Origin of the sequence: Blastococcus aggregatus (genome assembly GCF_900221005.1) — a bacterium.
Lineage (GTDB): Bacteria > Actinomycetota > Actinomycetes > Mycobacteriales > Geodermatophilaceae > Blastococcus > Blastococcus aggregatus.
In genome coordinates, this window is record NZ_OBQI01000004.1 from 352,495 (window position 1) to 372,983 (window position 20,489).

Annotated in this window: 18 protein-coding genes; 8 read left to right on the plus strand and 10 right to left on the minus strand. The window is 73.2% G+C overall.

All coding sequences use genetic code 11. The features are described from left to right. Nucleotides 1-32: 32 nt before the first annotated feature. Nucleotides 33-1,151 (minus strand): class II histone deacetylase, encoded by a 1,119-nt coding sequence (locus CRP29_RS14975; protein ID WP_097195856.1) that lies wholly within the window; start codon nucleotides 1,149-1,151, stop codon nucleotides 33-35. Nucleotides 1,152-1,440: 289 nt separating this feature from the next. Here CRP29_RS14975 and CRP29_RS14980 point away from each other — a divergent pair, with 289 nt between their 5' ends. The 5 genes from CRP29_RS14980 to CRP29_RS15000 are packed head-to-tail and all read left to right on the plus strand — an operon-like array spanning nucleotide 1,441 to nucleotide 5,891. Continuing rightward, nucleotides 1,441-2,115 carry an urease subunit beta gene (locus CRP29_RS14980; protein WP_097195857.1) on the plus strand — a complete coding sequence of 225 codons (675 nt, stop codon included), beginning with the start codon at nucleotides 1,441-1,443 and terminating at the stop codon, nucleotides 2,113-2,115. After that, nucleotides 2,112-3,794: an urease subunit alpha gene (locus CRP29_RS14985; protein WP_097195858.1), complete on the plus strand. Its 1,683-nt coding sequence runs from the start codon at nucleotides 2,112-2,114 to the stop codon at nucleotides 3,792-3,794. The genes CRP29_RS14980 and CRP29_RS14985 overlap by 4 nt, the downstream gene beginning before the upstream one ends. A 6-nt stretch (nucleotides 3,795-3,800) precedes the next feature. After that, entirely contained in the window at nucleotides 3,801-4,463 is a 663-nt protein-coding gene (locus tag CRP29_RS14990) for an urease accessory protein UreF (protein ID WP_097195859.1), read from the plus strand. Beyond that, entirely contained in the window at nucleotides 4,378-5,082 is a 705-nt protein-coding gene (gene ureG, locus CRP29_RS14995; RefSeq protein ID WP_097195860.1) for an urease accessory protein UreG, read from the plus strand. The genes CRP29_RS14990 and ureG overlap by 86 nt, the downstream gene beginning before the upstream one ends. After that, nucleotides 5,079-5,891, plus strand: coding sequence for an urease accessory protein UreD (locus CRP29_RS15000; RefSeq protein WP_176522985.1), 813 nt, complete (start codon nucleotides 5,079-5,081; stop codon nucleotides 5,889-5,891). The genes ureG and CRP29_RS15000 overlap by 4 nt, the downstream gene beginning before the upstream one ends. 89 nt (nucleotides 5,892-5,980) lie before the next feature. Here CRP29_RS15000 and CRP29_RS15005 read toward each other — a convergent pair whose 3' ends face one another. Genes CRP29_RS15005 through CRP29_RS15040 form a run of 8 tightly spaced genes read right to left on the minus strand, consistent with a single transcriptional unit; the run spans nucleotide 5,981 to nucleotide 14,550 of the window. Next, nucleotides 5,981-7,381 (minus strand): amidase, encoded by a 1,401-nt coding sequence (locus tag CRP29_RS15005; protein WP_097195862.1) that lies wholly within the window; start codon nucleotides 7,379-7,381, stop codon nucleotides 5,981-5,983. Between the two features lie 2 nt (nucleotides 7,382-7,383). Beyond that, nucleotides 7,384-7,581 (minus strand): hypothetical protein, encoded by a 198-nt coding sequence (locus CRP29_RS15010; protein WP_091984048.1) that lies wholly within the window; start codon nucleotides 7,579-7,581, stop codon nucleotides 7,384-7,386. Nucleotides 7,582-7,614: 33 nt separating this feature from the next. Continuing rightward, nucleotides 7,615-9,186, minus strand: a complete 1,572-nt coding sequence (locus CRP29_RS15015) for an amidase (protein ID WP_097195863.1) — start codon at nucleotides 9,184-9,186, stop codon at nucleotides 7,615-7,617. Beyond that, on the minus strand, nucleotides 9,183-9,980 hold the full coding sequence (locus tag CRP29_RS15020) for an ATP-binding cassette domain-containing protein (protein WP_097195864.1): 798 nt from the start codon (nucleotides 9,978-9,980) through the stop codon (nucleotides 9,183-9,185). The genes CRP29_RS15015 and CRP29_RS15020 overlap by 4 nt, the downstream gene beginning before the upstream one ends. Further along, on the minus strand, nucleotides 9,967-11,001 hold the full coding sequence (locus CRP29_RS15025) for an ABC transporter ATP-binding protein (RefSeq protein WP_097195865.1): 1,035 nt from the start codon (nucleotides 10,999-11,001) through the stop codon (nucleotides 9,967-9,969). Before CRP29_RS15025 ends, CRP29_RS15020 begins: the two co-directional genes overlap by 14 nt. A gap of 20 nt (nucleotides 11,002-11,021) precedes the next feature. Next, nucleotides 11,022-11,948, minus strand: coding sequence for an ABC transporter permease (locus CRP29_RS15030; protein ID WP_097195866.1), 927 nt, complete (start codon nucleotides 11,946-11,948; stop codon nucleotides 11,022-11,024). Next, nucleotides 11,945-12,913, minus strand: coding sequence for an ABC transporter permease (locus CRP29_RS15035; protein ID WP_217991609.1), 969 nt, complete (start codon nucleotides 12,911-12,913; stop codon nucleotides 11,945-11,947). Before CRP29_RS15035 ends, CRP29_RS15030 begins: the two co-directional genes overlap by 4 nt. Then, the gene (locus CRP29_RS15040; RefSeq protein WP_217991610.1) at nucleotides 12,901-14,550 is read right to left on the minus strand and encodes an ABC transporter substrate-binding protein; all 1,650 of its coding nucleotides are present in this window, start codon (nucleotides 14,548-14,550) and stop codon (nucleotides 12,901-12,903) included. Before CRP29_RS15040 ends, CRP29_RS15035 begins: the two co-directional genes overlap by 13 nt. Nucleotides 14,551-14,839: 289 nt before the next feature. Here CRP29_RS15040 and CRP29_RS15045 point away from each other — a divergent pair, with 289 nt between their 5' ends. Continuing rightward, nucleotides 14,840-16,396, plus strand: a complete 1,557-nt coding sequence (locus tag CRP29_RS15045; protein WP_097195868.1) for an amidase — start codon at nucleotides 14,840-14,842, stop codon at nucleotides 16,394-16,396. Nucleotides 16,397-16,540: 144 nt separating this feature from the next. Continuing rightward, entirely contained in the window at nucleotides 16,541-17,755 is a 1,215-nt protein-coding gene (locus tag CRP29_RS15050) for an HNH endonuclease signature motif containing protein (RefSeq protein WP_097195869.1), read from the plus strand. A gap of 12 nt (nucleotides 17,756-17,767) precedes the next feature. Here CRP29_RS15050 and CRP29_RS15055 read toward each other — a convergent pair whose 3' ends face one another. Beyond that, nucleotides 17,768-19,297 carry a class I adenylate-forming enzyme family protein gene (locus CRP29_RS15055; RefSeq protein WP_245852834.1) on the minus strand — a complete coding sequence of 510 codons (1,530 nt, stop codon included), beginning with the start codon at nucleotides 19,295-19,297 and terminating at the stop codon, nucleotides 17,768-17,770. Nucleotides 19,298-19,439: 142 nt separating this feature from the next. On the opposite strand from CRP29_RS15055, the gene CRP29_RS15060 reads away from it, so the two are divergent. Then, nucleotides 19,440-20,477, plus strand: a complete 1,038-nt coding sequence (locus tag CRP29_RS15060; RefSeq protein ID WP_097196015.1) for a glutathione S-transferase family protein — start codon at nucleotides 19,440-19,442, stop codon at nucleotides 20,475-20,477. The last annotated feature ends 12 nt before the right edge of the window (nucleotides 20,478-20,489 follow it).

The window sequence follows — 20,489 nt, forward strand, 5'->3', positions numbered from 1 at the left end:
CGGGAGTTCGGGTGGATCGGGGTCGGGAGGGCTCAGCGGCCGGGGATGTCGGCGACCAGCACCTCGGCGGCCTTGCGCGAGGCGAGCTGGTGCTCCTCGAGCGCGTGGATGCCGTAGACGTCGGCGAGCAGCGCGAGGTACGGGTCGGCGATCGGCTCGACGCCGGCCAGCGTGGCGATCGTGATGGCGCCGCAGATCGCGACGTAGTGGATGCTGTAGCCGCCCTCCTGGACCATCGCCAGCCGCCCGTCGCACAGCTCCGCGGCCGCCTCCATCACCCGCTCGGTCAGGGTCGCGAAGCCGGCGGCGGAGACCATCGTGTGCGCCAGCGGGTCGAAGTAGCTGGGGTCGAAACCGCAGGCCACGACGACGAGGTCGGGCTGGAACGCCCGGAGCGCGGGGACGATCACCGCGTCCATCGCGTCGACGTAGCCGGCGTCCCCGGTGCCGGGCGGCCGCGGCACGTTGAGGTTCGTGTACAGCCCGGCCCCGCCGCCGCGCTCGCCGACGGTGCCGCCCCTCGGCGGGTAGAGCCGGTCCTGGTGCATCGAGACGGTGAGCACCCGCGGGTCCTCCCAGAACACCGCCTGGGTGCCGTTGCCGTGGTGCACGTCCCAGTCGACGACGGCGATCCGCTCCACCCCGAGCACCTCCTGGGCGTGGCGGACGGCGACGGCGACGTTGTTGAACACGCAGAAGCCCATGCCGGTCTCCGGCACGGCGTGGTGCCCGCACGGGTTGACCAGCGCGAACCCGTTGTCCACCTCGCCCCGGACGACGGCGTCCACCATCGCCAGCGCCCCGCCGGCGGCCAGCGCGGCGATCTCGTAGCCGCCCTTGCCGAACGGGGAGACGCCGTCCCCTGCGTCGCCACCCTTGGGCAGCGCGCTCTCGGCGACGATCCGGTCGTGGTGCTCCTCGGTGTGCACCCGCAGGATCTCCGCCCGCTTGGCCGGCCGCGCGGGGACCCGGTGCAGCTGGTCCAGCAGTCCGGAGACCTCGACCAGCTCGTGCATGCGCCGCTTGTTGTCGGGATGCGCGAAGTGGTGGCCCACCGGCTGCAGCCCCACCGCCGGATCGGCCGGGGTCAGCGACCCGCTGCCGGTGTCGTTCCAGCCGTACAGCGGGTGCCACAGGTAACCGGTCGTCATGGCTGCCGACCCTGCCGAGCCGGTGTTCCAGCGCGGTGACGATCGGGTGAAAGGTCCGGCGACGTCCCCCACCCCGGACTTTCTGCACCGAAAGTCCGGCCCCCACCCCGGACTTTCGGTGCAGAAAGTCCGGGGGTGCGGGTGTCACCGGAACGGAACCGGACGGACCCCGCCCCGACACACCGCCCCGGCAGGGTCCACCGCGGTGATCACCTCACCGCTCCCCCGCACCCGACGGAAGGCACCCGCATGCGCACGGCCGGAACGAGCACCCGATGAGGAGGACCCGGTGAAGCTGCTGCCCGAGGAGGAGGAGCGGTTGCAGCTGTTCCTGGCCGCCGAGCTGGCCCGCCGCCGGCGCGCCCGCGGGCTCCGCCTCAACCATCCCGAGGCGCTCGCGCTGATCTGCGACGAGATCATGGAGGCCGCCCGCGACGGGCGCTCCTACGCCGAAGCGCTCGAGATCGGCGGCACCGTGCTCGGCCCGGACGACGTGCTGGACGGCGTCCCCGCGCTGCTGGACCGGGTCCAGGTGGAGGCCCTGTTCGACGAGGGCACCGTGATGGTCACGCTGTACTTCCCGCTGGGCGGGGGCGGTTCCGCCGTGACGGGGCCGACCGACGACGTGCTGATCAACCCCGGCCGCGAGCGGGTCACCGTCGAGGTGACCAACACCCTCGACCGCGCCGTCCAGGTGACCTCGCACTACCACTTCTTCGAGGCCAACCGCGGGCTGCGGTTCGACCGCGCGGCCGCCTTCGGCATGCGCCTGGACGTCGCCGCCGGCACCGCGGTGCGCTTCGAGCCCGGCGACCGGCGCCCGGTCCAGCTGGTGCCGATGGCCGGCAACCGCGTCGTCCGCGGCATCGCCGGTCTGGTCGAGGGCGCCCTCGACGACCCGGACGTGCGCAGCCGGGCCCTGGCCGCGGCCGAGCGCGCCGGCTACCTCGGGGTGACCTCGTGACCGCCGTCCCCCGCGACGTCCACCGGCTGCTCTACGGCCCGGGGGAGGGCGACGTCGTCCCGCTCGCCGACACCGGGCTGCGGCTGCGGGTCGAGCGCAGCGTCACCGAGCCCGGCGAGGAATCCCTCGTCGGCGCGGGCCGCAACCTCCGCGACGGCCTCGGCGTCCGCGTCGGCGCCGCCCGGGACAGCGCGCTCGACATGGTCATCACGGGCGCGGTCATCGTCGATCCGGTGCTCGGCGTGCTCAAGGCCGACATCGGGATCAAGGAGGACCGGATCGTCGGGATCGGCTCCGCCGGCAACCCCGACATCTCCTCCGGCATCGACCTGGTGGTCGACGCGCAGACCCAGATCGTCGGCGGCTGGAACCTGATCGCCACCCCGGGCTCGATCGACACCCACGTGCACCTGGCGAACGCCGCCCAGGCCGACACCTTCTGCCGGAACGGCTACACCACGGTCATCGGGGCGAGCCCCGGTCCGTCGTTCGACGTCGGCGTGGGCGGCAGCTGGATCTACGACTCGCTGGTCGACGGCATCGGCGCGTGGCCGCTCAACATCGCCATGATCGGGCGGGCGGCCAGCGCGCGCGACGACCTGGAGGCCCACCTCGAGGTCGGCGTCTCCGGGTTCAAGATCCACGAGGACTTCGGCGCGTTCCCGGCGGTGATCGACGCCGCGCTGCGGGTCTCCGACGACCACGACGTCCAGACGATCATCCACACGGACACGATCAACGAGTCGGTCACGCTGGCCGAGACGATGGACGCGATCGCCGGCCGGACGATCCACGCCTACCACGTGGAGGGCACCGGGGGCGGGCACGCGCCGGACATCCTGGAGATCTGCGGCGAGCCGAACGTGCTGCCGTCGTCGACCAACCCGACGAACCCCTACACCGAGGCGGCGCTGGCCGAGCACCTCGACATGATCATGGGCGCGCACCTGCAGCACCGCTCGATCCACACCGACCTGGCGTTCGCGCAGTCCCGGATCCGCCCCACCACGATGGCCGCCGAGGACGTCCTGCACGACGTCGGCGCGATCTCCATGATGGGCTCGGACTCCAACGGCATGGGCCGGGCGGCGGAGTCGGCGCGGCGCACCTGGCAGCTGGCGGCCAAGATGCGCGACCTCGCCGGTGAGCAGCCCGCCGACGACAACGAGCGCATCCTCCGGTACCTGGAGAAGTACACCTGGTGCCCGGCCGTCGCCCACGGCATCAGCGACTCGGTGGGCACGCTCGCGCCCGGCCGGCTGGCCGACATCGTGCTGTGGGACCCGCGCTTCTTCGGGGTCAAGCCGACCACGGTCGTGAAGTCCGGGGTGGTCAGCCACGCCGCCACCGGCACCGGCAACGGCTCGGTGGTCTCCACCGAGCCGATCCGGATCCGCCCCCAGTGGGGCGCGTCGGGGGCGACCTCCGCCCGGCTGGCCCGCGTCTTCACCAGCGCGACCGGGCTGGCCGCGGCGGAGCGGCGCGGGGCGTCGTACCTGTCCCGGCTGCTGCCGGTGCGCGGCACCCGGCAGCTGACCAAGGCGGACATGTCCCGCAACGCCGCCACCCCCGACGTCCGGGTCGACCCCGACTCCTTCGTCGTCACGGTCGACGGCGTCGAGGCCGTGGTCCCGCCGTCGACATCGGTGCCGCTCAGCCGCCGCTACCTGCTGGTCTGAGCGCCGGTGACCGACCTGCCCTTCGCCCTGCTGCAGCTCACCGACTCCGCCTGCCCCACCGGGGGGTTCGCCCACTCCCACGGGGTGGAGGAGCTGGTGCGCAGCGGCCGGGTGACCGACGCCGACAGCCTGCTCGCGGCGCTCACGGAGTACGTCGCGGAGTCGCTGCCCGGGCGCGACCTGGCGTTCGCCGGGCTCGCCTGGGACGCCGCGGCCGACGACGACGTCCCGCGGGTGCAGACGCTGGTCGACGAGCGGGTCGCGACCCGGCTCACGCGGGCGACCCGGCAGGCGGAGGGCCAGCGCGGGCTGGCGCTGCGGCGCGTGGTCGCCGCGCTGCACCCCGGCGATCCACTGCTCGACGCCGCCGTCGGCAGCTCCACGGTGCTGTTCGGCGTCGCGGCCCGGCTGCTCGGCGCCGACCGGCGCAGCACCCTCCGCGCCGCCGCCTTCAGCCAAGTGTCGGCGATGGCGCAGGCAGCCGTCCGGATCGGCCGCGTCGGGCCGACCGGAGCACAGCACGTCCTCGGCCGACTGGCCGGCCCGCTCGATCGAGCGGTTGCAGACAGCGAGGAGAGAACACATGGGGATTGGCACGGCTTCGCACCATCATGGGAGCTCGCACAGTCACGGCACGAGCACCGGACATCCGGCATGTTCATCACCTGAGACCGAGCCACCGGCCCGCCCGCTGCGGATCGGCATCGCCGGCCCGATCGGGTCGGGGAAGACGACGCTGATGATCGAGCTGGTGCGCCGACTGGCCGCCGACGGCATCGCCTGCGGGGTGGTGACCAACGACGTCTACACGACCGTCGACGCCGACATCGTCACCCGCTCCGGGGTGCTGCCGACCGAGCGGATCGTCGGCGTGGCCACCGGCGGCTGCCCGCACGCCGCGATCCGGGACGACGTCTCGGTCAACGACGCCGCGGTCACCGGGCTGGTCGCCCGCGAGCCGGGCCTCGACGTCGTCTTCATCGAGTCCGGCGGCGACAACCTGACCGCGACGTTCTCCCGGGAGCTGGTGCACCGGTGGATCTGCGTCATCGACGTGGGCGCCGGCGACAAGATCCCGAGCAAGGGCGGCCCCGGCATCACCGAGTCCGACCTGGTGGTGGTCAACAAGAGCGACATCGCCGACCAGGTCGGGGCCTCGGTGGCGATCTTCCGGCGCGACCTGGACGCCGCCCGCGGCGAGCTGCCCTACGCGGTCACCTCCACCCGGGACGACGCGTCGATGGCCTCGGTCGCCGGGCTGGTCGGCGCCTGGGCGACGGTCGGGTGACCGCAGCGCCCGTCCTGGCCCGGCCGGCGGTGCGCGCCCGGCTGGACTGCACGGTCGCGCCCGACGCCGCCGGGCGGCAGCGGGTGCACGGCACCTGGTCCGGGCCGGTGCACCCGGTGCACCACCCGGCCTCCCGGGGGCCCGACGTCCTGGTGCTCACCACGGACACGGCCGGCATCGCGGCGGGCGACGAGCTGCACCTGCGGGTGCGGCTCGCCGCCGGCGCCGACCTGGTCGTCACCGATCCGGGCCCCACCCAGCTGCTGCCCGGGGCCGGCGCCGGGGATCCCGACGGCCGGCAGACGACCGTGCTCGAGGTCGCGGCCGGCGCGCGCCTGGTCCTGCTACCGAACGCGCTGGTGCCGCTGCGCCGCTCCCGGTCCCGGGTCGACACGGTGGTGCGGCTCGAGCCCGGTGCGTGCGCCGTCGTCGGCGGCGTGCTCGCGCCCGGCCGCGTCGCGCGCGGGGAGGTGTGGGTGCCCGACCGGCTCGACACCACCACCGACCTGTACCGGGACGGGCGGCTGGTCGTCCGCGACGCCCAGCGCGTCGAGGTCCTGCCGGGGGTTCCCCGCGAGGCCGGGCACCTGGTCACCGCCTACGTCGTCGCACCGCCCGATCCCGACCTGCTGCACCGGGTGCGCGCCGCGGCCGGTGCGTGCGCCGGGGTGTCCGCGCTGGCCGAGGACCTGCTGGCGCTGCGGGCCGTCGTCGACACCCAGTACGAGGCCGCGGCCCTGCTCCGCGCGGTCACCGAGGTGGTGCGGCCCGACCTGGTCGGTTGGGGTTGGGGCCGGATCGGCCGCTGAGCCGATCCCCCGACGCGCCACTCTCCTGACGCGCGACTGCCCGGCAGGTCCTCGCGGACCTGCCGGGCAGTGCTGCTCCCCCCGGTCGGCTAGAGCGGGGCGAGCGCTCCGATCCAGTCGGTGGCGGTCTCCAGCGCGGCACCGACGCCGAGGACGGTGCCCTCGGCGAACGGCCGGCCGATGATCTGCATCCCCACCGGCAGCCCGTCGACCGGCGCGACCGGCACCGACAGCGCGGGCAGCCCGGTGATGTTGGCCGGCCCCGACAGACGCGTCAGGCAGTCGGTCGGCCGCTCGCTGAAGCCGTCCGCCCAGGTGATGGCCTCCTGGTCGGCCCGCGGCGCCACCACCGGGACCGACGGCGCGACCAGCACGTCGATGCCCTCGTACATCTGCCGCCAGGCCTGCTGCATGAGCGTGCGCACGCGGGTGGCGTTGATGTAGTCGGTGGCCAGCACCAGCTCGCCGGCCTCCAGCGCGACCCGCACCTCCGCGGTGTAGAGCTCCGGGGTCTCCCGCATCGCCTTCTGGTGGTACGACGCGGCCTCCGGGCCGAGCATCCCCCAGGAGACGGCCTTGATCTGGTCGGCGTACGGGATCGTCACCTCGACCAGCGTGGCGCCCAGGCCCTCGAGCACCGCGATGGCGGCGCGGACCGAGGCCTCGACCTCGGGCTGCACGTGCTCGAAGTAGAAGTTCGACGGCACGCCCACCCGGAGCCCCCGCACGCCCCGGTCCGCGGCCGCGGCCAGGTCCGCGACGTAGTCCGGCACGGGGACGTCGACCGACGCGGGGTCGGCGCGGTCGAAGCCGGCCGTCGCCGCCAGCACGTGCGCGCAGTCGACGACGTCGCGGGTCAGCGGGCCGACGTGGTCCAGCGACCAGGACAGCGACGCCACCCCGCGGCGGGAGATGCGGCCGTAGGTGGGCTTGAGCCCGACGGTGCCGCAGACCGCGGCCGGGATCCGGATCGAGCCGCCGGTGTCGCTGCCCAGGCCGACGAGGCACTCCCCTGCCGCGACAGCCGCGCCCGATCCGCCACTGGACCCGCCGGGCACCCGGTCGACGTCCCACGGGTTGCGGGTCGTCGGCGTGGTCGCACCGTAGGCGAACTCGTGGGTGTGCGTCTTGCCGATCATGACCATGCCGGCCGACAGCAGCCGGGCGACCATCTCCGCGTCGGTGTCCGGCACGAAGCTGGCCCGCACCTGGGAGCTCGACGTCGTCGGGACGCCCGCGGTCTCGAGGAGGTCCTTCACCCCGAGCGGCAGGCCGTCGAGGGGGCCGCGGTAGGCGCCCTCGACGATCCGCTGCTCGGCGTCGGCCGCGGCCTTCCGGGCCAGGTCCGGGGTCACGCAGGCGAAGGCGTTGAGCGCGCCCTCGACGGCGTCGACCCGCTCGAGGACGGAGTCGGTCAGCTCCACCGGGGAGAGCTCGCGGCTGCGGATCGCCGCGGCGGCCTCGGTCAGCGACAGCTGGTAGGGCTGCACGCTCACTCCCACCGGGCGTCGAACGCGGTGGCCGGCGGGGTCTCCCCCAGCGGCACCTCGTCGAGCGTGTCGAGCATCGCGTAGATGCCGTTGATCATCGGGCCGACGACGTCGAGCCGTTCGGGGCCCAGGTCGAGCCGGGCCTGGCGGGCGGCGAGCGCCAGCGCCTCGCCGACGAGTTCGCGGGACTGGGTGGACATCGGGAGTTCCTCCTGGGTTGGGGGGTGATCGGGTCAGCCGGGCAGTGGCGGGGACTGCAGGTGCCAGGTCGTGGCCGCCTCGTAGGCGGCGCCGACCCGGAGCACGGTGGCCTCGTCGAACGGCCGGCCCATGACCTGCAGGCCGACCGGGAGGCCGCCGTCGCTGAACCCGCAGGGCACGGTCAGCGCGGGGATGCCGGCGGCGTTGGCCGGTGCGGTGAGGCAGTTGAGCGCGAACAGGATCGGGTGCTCCTGCCCGCGCAGCGCCGCCGTCGTCGAGCCGTAGGCGGGGGCGGGGATGGCGAGGGTCGGGCTGACCAGGACGTCGACGTCGCGCAGGGCGGCGGCGAAGCCGGCCTGCACCAGCCCGCGGGCGCGCTGGGCGTTGACGTAGGCGGTGCCGCTGATCAGCTCGCCGGCGAGCAGCCGGAGCCGCACCTCCTCGGTGTAGGCCGCAGGCATCCGGCGGATCTCGTCCTGGTGGATGGCGCTGGCCTCCACGCCGGCCAGGGTCGAGAGCACGTCCTCGGTGAGCTCCACGTCGGGCACCTCGACCGGCACCAGGGTGGCGCCGGCCTCGGCGAGCACCCCGATCGCGGTGCGCACCGCGGCGTCCACGTCGTCGTCGGACCAGTCGAAGAACCAGTTGACCGGGACGCCGATCCGCAGCCCGACGACCCCCGCGGTCAGCCCGGAGAGGTAGTCCCCCACCGGGGCGTCGACCGACGACGGATCGGCCGGGTCGTGCCCGGCGAGGACCTGCAGGCAGAGTGCCGCGTCGCCGACGGTCTTGGTCAGCGGGCCGGCGTGGTCCAGCGACCAGCTGAGCGCTGCGACCCCGCGCTTGCTGATCCGCCCGTAGGTCGCCTTGAGCCCGACCACCCCGGTGAGCCCCGCGGGGATCCGGATGGAGCCGCCGGTGTCGGAGCCCATCGCCATGAGGCAGAGGTCGGCCGCGACCGCCGCACCCGAGCCGCCGCTGGAGCCGCCCGGGATGGTGCCGACGTCCCACGGGTTGTGGGTGGGCGCGGAGACGACGCCGAAGGCGAACTCGTGGGTGACCGTCTTGCCGACGACGATCGCGCCGGCCGCCCGCAGCCGGCGGGTGACCTCCGAGTCGGCGTCCGCGACGTGCCCGGCCCGGACGTCGGAGCCGGCCAGGGTGGGCCGGCCGGCGACGTCGTAGAGGTCCTTGAGCGCCACCGGCAGCCCGTGCAGCGGCCCCAGCGGGCGGCCGTCGCGCACCGCCGTGTCGGCCTCGGCCGCCAGCGCGAGCGCCTCGTCGGCGTACACGTGGGCGTAGGACTGCAGGACGCCGTCGGAACGGTCGATCCGGGCGAGCACCGCCGCGACCAGCGCGGTGGAGCTGAGCTCGCCCGAGGCGACCAGCGCGGCCGCCTCCTGCAGGCCGAGCGCGGCCGGGTCGCCCCGGTCCGGCGCGCCTCCAGCGGCTGCCAGGACCGGCACCACGCCTTCATCTGCCGCACCGCCCGGCTCCGGGTAGCGCACGCCGCGGGCGGGCTCGAGGTCCCGCAGCGGGAGCGCCCGGAACCGGTCGGCGACCGCCGCCGGGTCCGCCGTCGTCGTCTCCTCGACGGCGGTCATGCGGCCACCGGCTCGAGGACGGCGTCGAGCAGCCGGCGGGTGACCTCGTGCTGCGGCGTGTGGAAGACGTCGTCCACCGGGCCGGACTCGACCAGCTCGCCGTGGTGCAGCACCGCGGCGCGGTCGCACATGTGCTGCACCAGCGCCAGGTTGTGCGTGATGAGCAGCATCGTGAGGTGCCGCTCCTCCTGCAGCTGCTGGAGCAGGTTGAGGATCTGCGCCTGCACCGAGACGTCGAGCGCCGAGGTCGGCTCGTCCAGCAGCAGGAACTCCGGCTCGCTGGCCAGCGCCCGGGCGATGCCCAGCCGCTGGCGCTGACCGCCGGAGAACTCGTGCGGATAGCGGTCGGCCTGGTCGGCGCGCAGGCCCACGTGCTCCAGCAGGTCGACCACCCGGTCGCGCACCTCACCAGCCGGGCACAGGTCGAACTGGCGCATCGGGAAGGCCACCTGCTCGCCCACGGCGCGGCGCGGGTTGAACGCCGAGCCGGAGTCCTGGAAGACGATCTGCATGCGCTGCCGCAGCCGGCGCATCCCCTTCGGGGTCAGCCGGGTCACGTCGTGCCCGTCGAAGCCGACGAAGCCGCTCGTGGGCTCGACCAGCCGCAGGAGCATCCGCCCGATCGTGGTCTTGCCCGACCCGGACTCCCCGATCAGCCCGAAGGTCTCCCCGCGGAGGACGTCGAAGGTCGCCCCCTGGACGGCGACGAACTCCTCCCCCGTGCCGAAGAGCGTCGGCTTCGCGTAGACCTTCCGCAGGTCCTGTGCCTGCACCAGTACGTCACGCCCCGACATGCTGAGCCACCCCCGTCAGTTCCGCCTTCTCCTCGGCCCGCCGGTGGCAGACCGCCTCCTGCCCTGCTCCGGACGCCACCGTCGGCGGGTCCACCTCCCAGCACTCCGGGCCCACCTCGGGGCACCGGGGTGCGAAGGCGCACCCGTCGGTGAGCCGCAGCGGCAACGGCGCCGAGCCGCCGATCTGGTAGAGCCGCTGCCGCACGTGCCCCTCACCGGCGGCCTCGGTGCGCAGCCGCGGGACCGACGCCATCAGGCCCCGGGTGTAGGGGTGCTGCGGGGTGCGCAGCACGTCGGCCACGTCGCCGTGCTCGACGATCCGGCCCGCGTACATGACCGCGACGGTCCGGCACATGTGCGCCACCACGCCCATGTCGTGGGTGACCATCAGGATCGCCGTCCCCAGCTCCTGGTTGATCTCCTGGAGCAGCTCGATGATCTGCTTCTGGACCGTGGCGTCCAGCGCCGTCGTCGGCTCGTCGGCGATCAGCAGGTCCGGCTCGCAGGCCAGCGCCAGGGCGACGACGACGCGCTGCCGCTGCCCGCCGCTGAGCTGGTGGGGGTGGCTCTTCAGCTTGGCCACCGGATCGGGGATGCGCACCAGCTCGAGTGCGTTCAGCGCCTTCTCGCGGGCCTCCTTCTTCGACAGCCCCTGGTGCAGCCGGAGGACCTCCACCAGCTGCTCGCCCACGCGGAAGAACGGGTCCAGGCTGGTCATCGCGTTCTGGAAGACCATGCTGATGCTGCCGCCCCGGATGGCCCGCATCTCGGCCTCGGACTTGGTCAGCAGGTCCTCGCCCCGGAAGAGGATCCGGCCGCCGGCGATCGTGGCGTTGCGGGAGCCGAGCAGCCGCAGGATGGACAGCCCGGTCACGCTCTTGCCCGACCCGGACTCCCCGACCATCCCGAGGATCCCGCCGCGCGGGATGTCGAACGACACCCCGTCGACCGCCTTGATGGTGCCGAGCTCGGAGGCGAAGTGGGTCTGCAGGTTCTCGACGCGCAGCAGTGGTTCGGTCATCGTCGCTTCTCCTGTCGCGCTCAACTGGTCTGCTTGTGCGGGTCGAGGGCGTCGCGGATGCCGTCGCCGATGAGGTTGAAGGCGAGCGCCGCGACGAGGATCACCAGGCCGGGGATCGTCGCCACGTGGCCGTAGCCCTCCAGCAGGACGCTGCGGCCGTCGCTGGTCATGACGCCCCAGTCCGGCGCCGGCGGGGTGACCCCGACGCCCAGGAAGCTCAGGCCGGCGGCGAGCACGATCATCAGCCCGCAGAGGCTGGTGCCGTAGACGACCAGCGGCGACATGACGTTCGGCATGAGCTGCTGGCGCAGGATCTGCGCCTGCGTCGCCCCGGCGGCGCGGGCCGCCTCGACGTACTCCTTGGCCGATTCCTGGACCGTCGCCGTGTACACGACCCGGGCCATGTACGGGACCATCGTGATGCCGATCGCGAGCATGACGTTGGCCAGGCCCGGGCCGAGGACCGCCGCGATGGCGATCGCCAGGAGCACCACCGGGAAGGCGAACAGCACGTCCAGGACGCGCATCACCGCGTTGCCCGCCCGGCCGCCGAAGTAGCCGGCGAACATGCCGATCAGCAGCGCGATCGGCGCGGCCGCGAGCACCGGCAGGACGGCGACGGTCAGCGAGTACCGCCCCCCGTAGATCAGCCGGGAGAGGATGTCCCGCCCCTGGCCGTCCAGCCCCAGGAGGTGACCGGGGGTGCCGATCCCCTCCAGCCGTTGCGAGGCGTCGCCGTCGAGCGGGTCGTAGGGCGCCAGCAGCGGTGCGAACACCGCCACCAGCGTCAGGAACACGAGGATCCCGATGGAGACGACGGCCGCCTTGTCCCTGCGCAGCGCCCGCCACATGAGTGCGGGCCGGGAACGGCTCGTGATGTGCGCGGCCACCGTGTCGCCGGCGGCCACCGGCGAGACGACCTTCTGGCCGAGTGTCGTCGAGGTCATCCGACGGCCTCCCTGGTACGTGGGTCGAGGAGCGCGACGACGATGTCGGCGATGAGGTTGACGACCACGAAGACCAGCGCGATGAACAGGACGCCGGCCTGGATGATCGGCATGTCGTTCGAGGTGATCGACGTGTAGAGCTGCCCGCCGAGGCCGGGCCAGCTGAACACCACCTCGATGAAGATGACGCCGCCCAGCAGGTAGCCGACCTGCAGGCCGACGATGTTCACGATGGGCGGCAGGGCGTTCCGGAGGGCGTGCTTCCAGACGATCTGCCGCTCGGGGACGCCGTTGGCGCGCAGCATCCGGATGTGGTCCTGCTGGAGTGCCTCGACCATCACGCTGCGGGTGAGCCGCGCGATGACCGCTGTCGGGACCACCGCCGCGGTGGCCGCCGGCAGGACGAGGTGCCGGAGCAGGTCCCCGAGCCCGCCCGGCTCCCGGACGTCGTACATGCCCGACGTCGGGAGCCAGCCGAGCTCCAGGGCGAAGACGCTGATCACGACCAGCGCCGCCCAGTAGACCGGCACGCTCGCCCCGGCGAGCGACAGGAACATCGCCCCCCGGTCGAACAGCGAGTACTGGCGGGTGGCCGCCAGCACCCCCAGCGGAACGCCGATGACCAGGCAGATCACCAGCGCCCCCGCGGCCAGGATGATCGTGTTGCCGAGCTTCGGGAACACGATCTCCGCGACCGGCTGGGCCATCGTCAGCGAGGTGTTGAGGTCGCCCTGCACCAGGCCGCCGAGGTAGCTGACGTACTGCTGCACGAGCGGCTGGTCGAGGCCGAGGTCGGCCCGCACGGCGGCGATGGACTCCGCCGTCGCCGTGGGACCGAGCATCGTCCGGACCGGGTCACCCGGGACCAGCTGCATGATCAGGAAGACCAGGACCGACACCCCGAGCAGGACCAGGATCATCGAGCCCGCGCGGCGGGCGAGGTAGCCGACCATCAGCGCAGCCACACCGACGTGAGGTCGTACCACTCCTCGCTCGGGTTCACGAAGCCCTGCACGTCCCCGCTGAGCACGTAGGGGGCCTTGTCGTTCACGATCGGGGCCAGGGCCGCGTCCTCGTGCACGATCTCGGCCGCCGTGCGCCACAGCTCGTCGGCGGTGGCCTCGTCGAGCGCCGTCGCCGCCTGCTGCATGACCTCGTCGAGCGCCGGGTTGCTGTAGTGCCCGACGTTGGAGCCGTTGGGCGCCTGCAGGGTCGAGGAGGTGACGTTGCGCAGCCAGTACGGCGTCGTCATGCCCCAGGACATCTGGGCCATCCCGGTGCCGGCCGGGATGCCCTCGGCCCACTCGGTGAGGTAGGTGATCCACTCCGTGGTGTCCAGCTTGACCCGGATGCCGACGTCGGCCAGGTCCTGCTGGATGTACTCGGCCATCGGAACCGGTACGATCTGCCCGGAGCCGTCCACCGAGGTCATCAGCGTGGTCTCGAACCCGTCGGCGTAGCCGGCCTCGGCGAGCAGCTCCTTGGCCCGCTCGGGGTCGTACTCGAAGTACTCCTCGCTCGCCTCGTAGGCGCTGTTGGCCGGGGGCAGGACGCTGTAGGCGGGGTTGGTGGTGCCCCGCAGCAGGTCCTCGGACATGCCCTCCCGGTTGATGGCGTAGTTGACCGCCTGCCGGACCCGGATGTCGGAGAAGATCGGGTCGGTCATGTTGAAGGCCAGGTACCAGAGGTGCGGCGGCGCGCTGGTCGCGACGTCGAAGCCGGCCTCCTCGAGGCTGGACACGCTGTCGGGCGAGGGGACGGCGATCATGTCGACCTCACCGGCCCGCAGCGCGGACACCCGGGTGGAGGGGTCGGGCAGCGGCCGGAAGACGACGCTGTCGAGGTAGGGCTTCTCGCCCCAGTAGTCCTCGTTGCGCTCCAGGGTGATGCGCTGGCCGCGGACGCGGTCGACGAACCGGAAGGGTCCGGTGCCCGTGGGGTGGTCGGCGATCTCGTCGTTGCCGTACTCCGCCAGCGCGGTCGGGCTGATGATCCCGGTCGAGCCGCCGCCGCCCTGGGTGAGCAGGCGCAGGAAGGCCGAGAACGGCTGCTTCATGGTCATCTCGACGGTCAGCGGGTCCACCGCGGTGACTGACTGCAGGTGCTGCCAGACGAACACGGTCTGCCCGGCGGAGCGGTCGTCGTAGAACTCGAACGTGGGGTCGGACATGCGCCGGACGTTGAAGACGACGGCGTCGGCGTCGAAGTCCGTCCCGTCGTGGAACGTCACGCCCTCGCGGAGGTGGAAGGTGTACGTCAGGCCGTCCTCGGAGACCTCCCACGACTCGGCGAGCCCCGGGACGATCTCCGGGATCGGCGCCTCCTCGGAGGTCTTCGAGAGGTCCTCGTCGACGAGCGCCTCGTACATCTGCCGGTTCACGCGGTAGGTCACCCAGCCGCCGGCGCGGTGCGGGTCCAGCACGTCGGTGTCGGACTCGATGCCGATGGCGAGGGTGCCGCCGCTCTGCGGATCGCCGGCGGGACCGTCGTCGGCGGCGTCCGCGCCGCCGCAGGCCGAGACGAGCAGAGCCAGCGCCAGGAGGCCGGCCGAGAGCCGGCCGGCACGGGGACGGCGACCTCGGCGGTCAAAGGTGGTGAGCAAGGTTGGATCCCTCCATCGGAGCAGCACGGAGCGCGACTGCATGGGGCGCGAGAAAAAGGGGAGATCGGCGCATCCGGACGACGCTGGCGGAGCGACCGAGCAGAACGTAAGGGCGCTTTGTTGCTGCGGCGTTTCGGCTCTGGAACCAACGCAAAAGTGGTGCGCCTCACGTCTCGAACACGGCCCCGACCTGCGCAGATGCCGAATCGGACCGGCAAACGGATCGGAACCGGCAGGAAACAATCCGCTCCTACGGTCGGGGTCCCTGCCCATTCCCGAGAGGTGACCCGTGCCGGTTTCCCGCCCGTCCCCAGACGACCTGTCCCGCATTGCCCGTCAATTCCACTTCACGCTCGACGCCGACCAGCTCGAGACGTTCGGCGCCCTGCTCGAGGCGGGCCCGATGGTCGGGTACGACGCGCTGGACGCGATGGAGAGCGCGGCGCCGGAGGTCCGCTACGAGCGGGGTCCGGCGACCCGTCCGGAGCCGGCCGACAACCCCTACGGCGCCTGGTACGTCACGGCCCGGATCGAGGGCGCCCCCGACGGCCCGCTGGCCGGGAAGACCCTCGCCATCAAGGACAACATCAGCGTCGCCGGGATCCCGATGATGAACGGCAGCGCCGTGCTCGAGGGGTTCGTGCCCGCCGCGGACGCCACCGTGGTCGAGCGGATCCTGGACGCCGGCGGCACGATCCTGGGCAAGTCCGTCTGCGAGCACCTGTGCTTCTCCGGCGGCAGCCACACCTCCGACACCGGCCCCGTGCGCAACCCCTACGACCTCGACCGGGCCACCGGCGGCTCGTCCAGCGGATCGGCGGCGCTGGTGACGGCCGGGGTGGTCGACATGGCCGTCGGCGGCGACCAGGGCGGGTCGGTGCGCATGCCCGCCGGCTGGACCGGCATCTACGGCCTCAAGCCGACCTGGGGGCTGGTCCCCTACACCGGCGCCATGCCGATCGAGCCGACCGTCGACCACCTCGGGCCGATGGCCCGCACCACCGCCGACGTCGCCCTGCTGCTGGAGGTGCTCGCCGGCACCGACGGGATGGACCCGCGCCAGGGCGGGCCGCAGTCGGCGCCGCCGCGGCAGCCCACCTACGCCGACGCGCTCACCGGCGACGTGACCGGGCTGCGCATCGCCGTCGTCCGGGAGGGCTTCGCCATCGAGGGGCTCTCGGAGCCGGAGGTCGACGCGGCCGTCCGCGCGGCGGTCGCCGCGTACGCGGAGCTCGGCGCGGTCGTGGAGGAGGTGTCCATCCCGTGGCACAGCGCCGCGATGCCGATCTGGAGCGCGGTGGCCAGCGAGGGCATGGTCGACACCATGCTGCGCGGCAACGGCATGGGCACCGGCTGGCGCGGCCGCTACTCCCCCGACCTGCTCGAGGCCTTCGCCCGCGGGCAGGCCGAGCGGGCCGACCGGTTCTCCGACACGGTCAAGCTCACGCTGCTGGCCGGCCAGTGGATGCTCGACACCTACGGCGGGGCCTACTACGCCAAGGCGATGAACCTCGTGCCGGCGCTCACCGCCGCCTACGACGCGGTGCTGGCCGACTACGACCTGCTGGCGATGCCGACACTGCCGATGGTCGCCACGGTGCTCCCGCCGGCGGACGCCCCGACCGCCGACGTCGTGGCCCGCGGGCTGGAGATGATCGTGAACACCGCGCCGTTCGACGTCTCCGGGCACCCGGCGATCAGCCTGCCGTGCGCCATGACCGAGGCGGGCCTGCCGGTCGGGATGATGCTGATCGGCAAGCACGGTGACGAGCGCACGATCCTGCGCGCCTCGGACGCCTTCGAGAAGAACGTGTTCGCGCCGCCGCCGCCACCCGCGCTCGGCTGACGACCACTGCAGCGCACCGTCGTCGCCGCACCCGACGACGACGGTGCGCTGCACGCCGAAAACCGACTCTGAACTGGGCTTTTCCGTCGCACCCCCGCTCTAGTCTGGACGTGTCGACCAGCTGATCGAGCGGGAGGGGGCGCGGTGTCCGAGCTGCTGTCCGCCCTCGACGAGCTCGCCGCGATCGACCTCGACGAGCTGTCCCCGGACGGACTGCTCGACCTGGTCGCCGGCCTGGTGACCGCCACCAACCGGATGACGGCCGCGGTCACCCGAGCCGTCCGCGCGGCCGATCGACGCGAGGCCTACGACCGCGACGGAGCGGTGTCGATGAAGGCGTGGCTGCGCGGCAGCTGCCGGATGGATCCGGCAGAGGCGACTGCAACGGTCTCGACCGGCCGTCGGCTCGAGCAGCTCCCCGCCACCGCCGCCGCCTTCGCCGACGGTGCCATCAGCGCGGCCCACGCCCGGGTCATCACCAAGGCCATGACTCCCCGCCGGATCGCCCAGGCGGCCGAGGCCGGCATCGACCTCGACGTGACCGACTCGATCCTGGCCGACCTGGCCCGTGCCACGGCCCCGAACGAGACCGGCCGCGGCGTCGCGCAGTGGGTGGCAGGAGTGGACCCCGACGGAGCCCTGGACGACGCCGCCGACACCCGCCGCCGCTTCACCATGGCACCCGGGCTCGACGGCCGGGAGCACCTCCGGGGGGAGATGGACTCGGTCGGCGGCGAGTACCTGCACACCGCCCTCGCCGCGCTGATGAACGGCGACCGGCCCGCCGGTGACCCCCGCGGCCACGCCGAGCGGCAGGCCGACGCCCTCGTCGCCCTCGCCAAGGGCGCGCTGGACGGCGGCACCCTGCCCGACGTCCGCGGCGAACGCCCTCACGTCCGGGTCACCATCGACTGGATGGCGTTGTGCGCCGAACGCGGCGCCCCCGGCGTGACCGGCGGCCGGCTGGCGTGGGCCGGGCCGATCACCCCCGAGACCGCCCGGCGGCTGGCCTGCGACGCCGGCGTCGCCCGGATCATCACCGGTCCGGACGGCCTCCCGCTCGACGTCGGCCGCGCCCAGCGCACCGCCAGCGCCGCGATCCGCCGGGCCGTCGAACTGCGCGACGAGCACTGCGTCTTCGCAGGGTGCGACGCCCTCCCCGAGTGGTGCGACGTCCACCACGTCGTCCACTGGGCCCACGGCGGACCGACCAGCTGCGACAACGGGGCACTGCTCTGCGAGCGGCACCACACGTGCTGTCACGAAGGCGGGTTCACCATCCGCCGCGACCCCGGCACCGGCCGCTGGCACACCTACCGCCCCGACGGCACCGAGGTCCTCAGCCGCGCCGGCCCGTGAGCCGCCGGCGGCTCACCGCCGCGGGATCTCGGTCCACCCCTCGCTGCCGCGCAGCGTCGTCTTCAGCACCTTTCCGCCGGCGTTGCGCGGCAGCGCGTCGTCCAGCACCCGGACGTACTGCGGCACCTTGTAGTCGGCCAGCCGCTCGCGGGCGAAGGCGATCAGCGAGGGCACGAAGTCCTCCGGCGCACCCGGCCGGGGCAGGACGACGGCGCCCACCTTCTCCCCCATCACCGGATCGGCGACGCCGACGACGGCGACCTCCAGCACGTCGGGGTGCGCGGCGAGGGCGTTCTCCACCTCGACGGAGTACACGTTCTCGCCGCCGCGGTTGATCATGTCCTTGGCGCGATCGACGATCCGCACCATGCCGTCGGTGATCGCGGCGATGTCGCCGGTGTGCAGCCAGCCGTCGACGAAGGTCTCCGCCGTCCGCGCCGGGTCGCCCCAGTAGCCGGCCACCACGTTCGGCCCGCGCACCAGCAGCTCCCCCACCCCGGACACCGGGTCCGGCGCATCGAGGCGCACCTCGTTCACCGGCGTCGGGAAGCCGACCGACTCGGCGTGGTCGACGGCGTACTCGTGCGGCAGGAACGTGGCGATCGCCGAGGTCTCCGACAGCCCGAACCCGTTGCCCACCCGCGCGTGCGGGAAGGCGTCCAGCAGCCGGTGCACCAGCTCCGGCGCGATCGGGGAGCCGCCGTAGCTGAGCGTCCGGATCGAGGAGACGTCGGTCGTCGCGAAGTCCGGGTGCCGCAGGGCCAGCTCGAAGATGGTCGGCACCGCGGTCACCAGCGTGACGCGGTGCTCCTGGATCGCCGCGAGGAACGACGCCGGGGTGAACTGCGGCATCACGACCGACAGGCCGCCCAGACCCATCTGCGTCATGAACTGCGAGCAGCAGCCGGTGACGTGGAACAGCGGCACCGAGATGAGCCCGACGTGCTCCGGCCCGCGCGCCAGGCTCCGGCAGCGGATGACGCTCTCCACCGTCGACAGGAAGTTCTCGTGGGTGAGCATCGCGCCCTTGGGCCGGCCGGTCGTGCCCGACGTGTAGAACAGCGCGGCGACGTCGCCGTGCTCGCGCTGCGGCACCTCGCCGGGCTCGCCGTCGGGCAGCGGAACCCCGGGCAGGACGACGTACGCGGCCCCCGAGTCGCCGAGGATGTACTCGACCTCCGGCTCGGCCAGCCGGGTGTTCATCGGGACGACGATCGCCCCGGCCAGGTGCCCGCCCCAGAACGCCAGCGCCCAGTCCAGCCCGTTGCCCAGCCGGATCGCCACCCGGTCACCGGGCCGCACGCCGGCGTCGCGCAGACCACCGGCCACGCGCAGCGCCCGGTCCCACAGCTCGGCGAACGTCGCCGACGGACCACCGAGCTCGAGGACGGCCGGCCGCTCCGGATACCGCTCCACGGTCCGGCGCAGCATGTCGACGACCGTGCCGCCGACCGCGATGTAGCGCCGGACCCCGTCCGCGCCGACCTCGATGCCGCTGGTGTCGAAGGGGCTCTGCCCGACCGCGACCACGTGCTCCCCCACTCCCGGCACCGCTCGGCGCCCGCTGACCGCATTCTGCGCCGCACGGGCACTCCCGGGGCGATCGGGGCGGGGAACGCCGCCGCACGGAGTGACGTCGGCCCGCCGGGGTGTGAGCCGGACCGTGACCGGGCAGGCTGGCAGGGTGAGTGACACGAGCACCAGCGGATCGGGCTACGTCGAGCCGGAGTACCAGCGGGACACGAAGTACATCGAGGACCGGATCACCGCCGACGGCCGGGACGGCTGGCCGGTCGAGGCGGGCCGCTACCGGCTGATCGCCGCCCGCGCCTGCCCGTGGGCCAACCGCACGATCATCGTGCGCCGGCTGCTCGGCCTGGAGCAGGCGATCTCGATGGGCCTGTGCGGGCCCACGCACGACGAGCGCAGCTGGACCTTCGACCTCGACCCCGGTGGCCGCGACCCGGTGCTCGGCTACGAGCGGTTGCAGGAGGCGTACTTCGCCCGCGACCCGGAGTACCCGAAGGGCATCACGGTGCCGGCCGTCGTCGACGTCCCGACGAAGGCCGTCGTCACCAACAACTTCCCGCAGATCACCCTCGACTTCTCCACCGAGTGGACCGCCCACCACCGGGACGGCGCACCGGACCTCTACCCCGAGCCCCTGCGGGACGAGATGGACGAGGTGATGCAGCGGATCTACACCGAGGTCAACAACGGCGTGTACCGCTGCGGGTTCTCCGGCTCGCAGCGCGCCTACGACAAGTCCTACGAGCGGCTGTTCACCGCCCTGGACTGGCTGGAGGAGCGGCTCACCGATCGCCGTTTCCTCATGGGCGACACGATCACCGAGGCCGACGTCCGGCTGTTCACCACGCTGGCCCGCTTCGACGCCGTCTACCACGGCCACTTCAAGTGCAACCGGCAGAAGCTGACCGAGTTCCGGGCGCTCTGGGGATACGCCCGTGACCTGTTCCAGACCCCCGGGTTCGGCGACACGACGGACTTCCCGCAGATCAAGGAGCACTACTACGTCGTCCACGCCGACATCAACCCGACGCAGATCATCCCGGCCGGCCCGGACACCTCGGTCTGGCTGACCCCGCACGGCCGCGAGCAGCTCGGCGGCTCCCCGTTCGGCGACGGCACCCCGCCCGGCCCGGTGGCCGAGGGCGAGCGGGTGCCCGAGGGCCACGGCCCCGGAGGCATCCCGCACCGCTGACCGGGCTGCCAG